Source organism: Streptomyces sp. NPDC059564, assembly GCF_042735575.1.
Lineage (GTDB): Bacteria > Actinomycetota > Actinomycetes > Streptomycetales > Streptomycetaceae > Streptomyces.
Genome location: NZ_JBHWBP010000451.1, coordinates 1 through 5,436, shown reverse-complemented (window position 1 = coordinate 5,436; position 5,436 = coordinate 1). Strand labels below are relative to the sequence as shown.

At 74.3% G+C, this 5,436-nt stretch carries 5 protein-coding genes and 1 pseudogene; 4 read left to right on the top strand and 2 right to left on the bottom strand.

The features are described 5' to 3' along the window. Together ACFV0Q_RS37940 and rsmH are read right to left on the bottom strand one after the other, a co-directional pair. Positions 1-458 (bottom strand): annotated as a pseudogene (locus ACFV0Q_RS37940) (hypothetical protein); the annotation flags it as partial. Further along, positions 455-1,414 (bottom strand): 16S rRNA (cytosine(1402)-N(4))-methyltransferase RsmH, encoded by a 960-nt coding sequence (gene rsmH / locus ACFV0Q_RS37935; RefSeq protein ID WP_385012135.1) that lies wholly within the window; start codon positions 1,412-1,414, stop codon positions 455-457. The gene rsmH and the pseudogene ACFV0Q_RS37940, both read right to left, overlap by 4 nt. 311 nt (positions 1,415-1,725) lie before the next feature. On the opposite strand from rsmH, the gene ACFV0Q_RS37930 reads away from it, so the two are divergent. From ACFV0Q_RS37930 to ACFV0Q_RS37915, 4 genes are all read left to right on the top strand, one after another. After that, entirely contained in the window at positions 1,726-2,280 is a 555-nt protein-coding gene (locus tag ACFV0Q_RS37930; protein WP_385012132.1) for a beta-class carbonic anhydrase, read from the top strand. Between the two features lie 137 nt (positions 2,281-2,417). Further along, positions 2,418-3,428, top strand: a complete 1,011-nt coding sequence (locus ACFV0Q_RS37925) for an AAA family ATPase (protein ID WP_385012130.1) — start codon at positions 2,418-2,420, stop codon at positions 3,426-3,428. After that, positions 3,428-4,783 carry a DUF58 domain-containing protein gene (locus ACFV0Q_RS37920; RefSeq protein WP_385012127.1) on the top strand — a complete coding sequence of 452 codons (1,356 nt, stop codon included), beginning with the start codon at positions 3,428-3,430 and terminating at the stop codon, positions 4,781-4,783. The genes ACFV0Q_RS37925 and ACFV0Q_RS37920 overlap by 1 nt, the downstream gene beginning before the upstream one ends. Next, positions 4,780-5,436, top strand: a 657-nt coding sequence (locus tag ACFV0Q_RS37915; protein ID WP_385012124.1) for a transglutaminaseTgpA domain-containing protein, incomplete at its 3' end; no start/stop codon positions are given. The genes ACFV0Q_RS37920 and ACFV0Q_RS37915, both read left to right, overlap by 4 nt.

The following is a 5,436-nucleotide window of genomic DNA, read 5'->3' as shown; positions in this document are numbered from 1 at the left end:
GCGGCCGGTGTGGGGGCCGCGGCGGCCGGGGGCGGACGGGGGGAACCCGGGGCCCGGCCGGGGGCGGCGGGCCCCCCCCCCGCGGCGGGCCCCCCCGCGACCTTGCCGTCGGGCCCGATGAAGACGGGGCTGCCACCCGGCACCAGCCCCAGCTCGTGCGCCCGCCGCTGCAACGCGTCCGGCGCCGAGTACGCGTCGACGTCCCGCTGCAGCGCCTGCTGCTCGTCCGTCAGGGCGGTGGTCTCCTTCTTCAGCTTCGTCAGCTGGAAGGAGCCCTGGTTGAGCGCCGAGTTCAGCAGCAGCAGGCTGATCAGCCCGCCCCCCAGCAGCGCCACCACCAGCAGGACGAACGGCATCCGCGCCGCCTGCCCCGCCGACGCGGCGGCGGGCCGCACCCGGACGAGGCGGGCCGCCCTGCCGGCCTTGCCGCCGCCCCCGGAGCGGCCCGCCGGGGTCACAGCCGCGCCTCGCGGATGCGCTCGACGCCGCGGAACCGGGCCGGGGCGGCCCGCCGGTTCTCGGCGATCTCCTCCTCGGTGGGCAGCTCCGCCCCGCGCGTCAGCAGCTTCAGCTTCGGCTGGTACTTCTCCGGTACGACCGGCAGTCCGGGCGGGGCCGTGTTGGCGGCGCCCGCCGCGAAGACCTGCTTGACGAGGCGGTCCTCCAGCGAGTGGTACGAGAGCACCGCGATCCGCCCGCCCACCGCGATCCGGTCCACCGCCGCCGGAATGGCCCGCTCCAGCCCGGAGAGCTCACCGTTGACCTCGATGCGCAGGGCCTGGAAGGTCCGCTTGGCGGGGTTGCCGCCGGTGCGCTTGGCGGCCTGCGGGAGCGCGTCCCGGATGAGCTCCACGAGGCGCGCGCTGTTGCTGAAGGGCTCCTTCTCCCGCTCGCGCACGATCGCCGACACGATCCGCTTGGCCTGCTTCTCCTCGCCGTACTGGCGCAGGATCCGCACGAGCTCGCCCGGGGCGTAGGTGTTGAGGACCTCGGCGGCGCTGATGCCGGTCGTCTGGTCCATGCGCATGTCGAGCGGCGCGTCCTGCGCGTACGCGAACCCGCGGTCGGCCTCGTCGAGCTGCATGGAGGAGACGCCCAGGTCGAAGAGGATGCCCTGGACGGCCGGGATCCGCAGGCCGTCCAGCACCTCGGCGAGGTCGGCGTAGATCGCGTGGACGAGGGTGGCCCGGTCGCCGAAGGGCGCGAGGCGCTCGCCGGAGAGCCGCAGGGCCTCCTTGTCGCGGTCGAGGCCGATCAGGTGCGCCTCGGGGAACCGGGTCAGCAGGGCCTCGCTGTGGCCGCCGAGGCCGAGGGTGCAGTCGACGACGACGGCCCCCGGCCTCTCCAGCGCCGGGGCCAACAGGTCCAGGCACCGCTGGAGCATCACCGGGACATGTCGGGACTCGCTAGTCAAAGCGCCCTCTCAGATAACGGCGCGGCAGGCGTACGCCGCGCCGCGCACGCGGAGTTTTACCAGGGGGCCGGGCGGCCGGTGAGGGCCGGGCTCCGGCCGGTTCGCGCCACTTTAGTGCAACGCCCGCCCCGGTCAACGAACCGCCCCGCGGCCGGTGCGCCCCCCTCGCAGGGAACCCGCAAAAGCCCCGAATCACCCGAACGGCGGCCCCCGCCTCACCCCTGTGGGTTAGCTCACAACAAGGTCCGTTGACGTTCTTTGTCCCCCCTCACTCAGTGCCGCAACGCCGTGTGACCACTAACGTCGTAACCATGACGACTTCCGCATCCCTGCCTGCCCGCCAGACCGCCCCCCAGGCATCCAGCGACGCATCCGTCACCGACCGCCTCGTGGAGGCGAACCGCCGGTACGCCGCGGAGTTCGCCGACCCCGGCATGGACGCCCGCCCGGTGCTCCGCGTGGCCGTCGTCGCCTGCATGGACGCCCGTCTCGACCTGCACGCCGCCCTCGGCCTGGAGCTGGGCGACTGCCACACCATCCGCAACGCCGGCGGCGTCGTCACCGACGACACCATCCGCTCGCTCACCATCAGCCAGCGCGCTCTCGGCACCCGCGCGGTGATACTCATCCACCACACCGGCTGCGGCCTCGAAAGCCTGACCGAGGACTTCCGGCACGAGCTGGAGGACGAGGTCGGCCAGCGCCCCGCCTGGGCCGTCGAGGCCTTCCGCGACGTCGACCAGGACGTCCGCCAGTCCATGCAGCGGGTTCGCACCAACCCCTTCCTGCCCCACAAGGACGATGTGCGAGGCTTCGTCTTCGACGTGCACACCGGCCTCCTGCGGGAGATCGATCCCGCCTCTTGAGTGACACCGGGCCGTGACGGCGTCAAGAATGCGTGGAGACGCCCCCCGGAACCCCTCCGGAACGGCGTCCGTGTTTCGGGGTGGGCCGGTTCATGCGCCAAGAGCGTCGGCCCTGGGAAAGGGCCGAGGAGAACCAGGTGACCACGTACGACGACCGAGCGAGCCTCGCTGATCTGACCAGCACGGCCGAGCGGATCCGGCAGTCGGTCGAGGGCGTGATCGAGGGGAAGCCCGAAGTCGTCCGGCTCGCCCTGACCGTGCTGCTCGCCGAGGGCCACCTGCTGATCGAGGACGTGCCGGGCGTCGGCAAGACCATGCTGGCCAAGACGCTCGCCAAGTCCATCGACTGCTCGGTGCAGCGCATCCAGTTCACGCCGGACCTGCTGCCCTCCGACATCACCGGCGTCAGCATCTACGACCAGCAGCGCCGCGAGTTCGAGTTCAAGCCGGGCGCGATCTTCGCGCAGATCGTCATCGGCGACGAGATCAACCGCGCCTCGCCCAAGACCCAGTCCGCGCTGCTGGAGTCGATGGAGGAGCGCCAGGTCACCATCGACGGCACCACCTACACGCTGCCCAGCCCCTTCATGGTGGTCGCCACCCAGAACCCGGTGGAGATGGAGGGCACCTACCCCCTCCCCGAGGCCCAGCGCGACCGCTTCATGGCCCGCGTCTCCGTCGGCTACCCCAGCCCCGAGGCCGAGCTCCAGATGCTCGACGTGCACGGCGGGGTCTCCCCCCTCGACGACCTCACCGCCGTCGCCCACGCCCACGACGTGGTCAAGCTGATAGAGGCCGTGCGCGAGGTGTACGTCGCCCCGCCGGTCCGCCGCTACGTCGTCGACCTGGTCTCCGCGACCCGCAGCCACCCGGACCTGCGCCTGGGCGCCTCGCCCCGCGCCACCCTGCACCTGCTGCGCGCCGTGAAGGCCTCCGCCGCCCTGGCCGGCCGGGACTACGTCCTGCCCGACGACGTCCAGCAGCTGGCCGCGCCCGTCCTCGCGCACCGGCTGCTGCCCACCGCGCAGGCCCAGCTGAACCGGCGCACCGCCGAGCAGGTCGTCCACGACATCCTCCAGCGCACCCCCGTCCCCGCCGCGCACTCCCGCGGCGAGATGCCGCCCGGCGCGGGCATCCGGGGCTTCTGATGAGCGCCGGTGCCCCGCGCGGCGCCGGCGGGGAGGTGAGGGACCCGGGCGGGCTGCGCGCCTCGTTCGCCGGGCTGACCACCCGGGGCCGCTCGTTCCTGGCCGCCGGAGCCGCCGCCGCCGTGTGCGCGTACGTCCTGGGCCAGGGACAGCTGCTCCGCGTCGGCCTGCTGCTGGTCGTACTGCCGCTGATCTGCGTGCTCGCCCTGCACCGCACCCGCTACCGGGTCACCTCCAGCCGCCGGCTCACCCCGGCGCGGGTGCCCGCCGGGGGCGAGGCCCGCGTCCAGCTGCGGCTGGAGAACGTCTCCCGGATGCCCACGGGCCTGCTGATGCTCCAGGACCGGGTGCCCTACGTCCTGGGGCCCCGGCCCCGCTTCGTGCTGGACCGCGTCGAGCCCGGCGGCCGCCGCGAGGTCTCCTACCGGGTCCGCTCCGACCTGCGCGGCCGCTACCCCCTGGGCCCGCTCCAGCTGCGGCTCACCGACCCCTTCGGGCTGGTCGAGCTCACCCGCTCCTTCAGCACCTACGACACCCTCACGGTCGTCCCGCACACCCAGCCCCTGCCCCCGGTCCGGATGACCGGCGAGGCCAACGGCTACGGCGACGGCACCCGCCGCTCGCTCGCGCTGGCCGGCGACGACGACGTGATCCCCCGCACCTACCGGCGCGGCGACGACCTGCGCCGGGTCCACTGGCGCTCCACCGCCCGCTACGGCGAGCTGATGGTGCGCCGCGAGGAGACCCCGCAGCGCAGCAAGGCCACCGTCCTGCTGGACACCCGGGCCCTCGCCTACGAGGGCGCGGGCCCCGACTCCTCCTTCGAGTGGGCGGTGTCGGCTGCCGCCTCCGCCGTCCTGCACGTGCTGGAACAGGGCTTCTCGGTGCGGCTGCTGACCGACACCGGCGACTCGGTGCCCGGCGAGGGCGCCGGAGGCTTCTCCTCCGGCGGGCAGGAGTCCGCCGAGGCGGCCGGGCTGATGATGGACACCCTCGCGGTCGTCGGCCACTCCGAGGGCTCCGGGCTCACCCGCGCCTTCGAAGCCGTACGCGGGGCGGGTGCCGGGCTCGGCTCCGGCGGGGACGGCCTGCTCATCGCGTTCTTCGGCGACCTGGACGACGTACAGACGGAAATGGCGGCCCGGATGCGGCAGCGCAGCGCGGGAGCCGTGGCGTTCCTGCTGGACTCCGCGACCTGGGCGGGAACGCCCTCGCGGGTGGAGCAGCGGCTGCGCGGGCTGCGCGACGCGGGCTGGACGGCACTGGCCGTACCGCCCGGCGCCGCCTTCGCCGAGCTGTGGCGGCAGGCCGGGAACGCACCCCTGGGCACGGGAACCTCCGGAGGCCGGGCATGAGCGGGCGGACGCGCGTGACGCTGTTCGGCGTCCTGGCGACGCTGCTGACCTCCTGGTCGCTGGCCCCGCTGGTGGACACCTCGGGCTGGCTGGTCCAGGCGGCGGTGCTGCTGGGCGTGCAGGCCGCGGTGGGGGCGGGGGCGCGGCGGGTGCCGCTGGCCCGGCCGCTGACCGTGGGCGCACAGCTGCTGGTGACGCTGCTCCTGCTGGCGTTCCTCTTCGCGGGCAAGGGCGAGTCCACCGGGGACGGGCCGCTGGCCTTCCTGGTCACCGACTTCGGGGCGCTGTTCCAGCAGGGCGTACGGGACGTGGGCGAGTTCGCCATACCGGCCCCCCTGACGGACGGCATCCGGCTGCTGCTGATGGCCGGGGTGCTGCTGATCGGGCTGCTGGTCGACCTGCTCGCGGTGACGCTGCGCACGGCCGCGGCGGCCGGGCTGCCGCTGCTGGCGCTGTACTCGGTCGCGGCCGGGCTGTCGGCGGGCCAGGGCGACGCTTCCTGGTTCGCCTTCCTGCTGGCCGGCGCGGGCTACCTGCTGCTCCTGCTGTCGGAGGGGCGCGACCGGCTCGCCCAGTGGGGCCGGGTCTTCGGCGCGGCCCCCGCCGCCCGGGCGCCGGCCGCCTCCGGCTACGGCGGCGGCGCGGGCGGCGGC

Excerpts from the sequence above, each read along its gene's own strand:
- ACFV0Q_RS37930 (WP_385012132.1), top strand. The coding sequence starts at position 1,726 with ATGACGACTTCCGCATCCCTGCCTGCCCGCCAGACCGCCCCCCAGGCA.
- ACFV0Q_RS37920 (WP_385012127.1), top strand. The coding sequence starts at position 3,428 with ATGAGCGCCGGTGCCCCGCGCGGCGCCGGCGGGGAGGTGAGGGACCCG.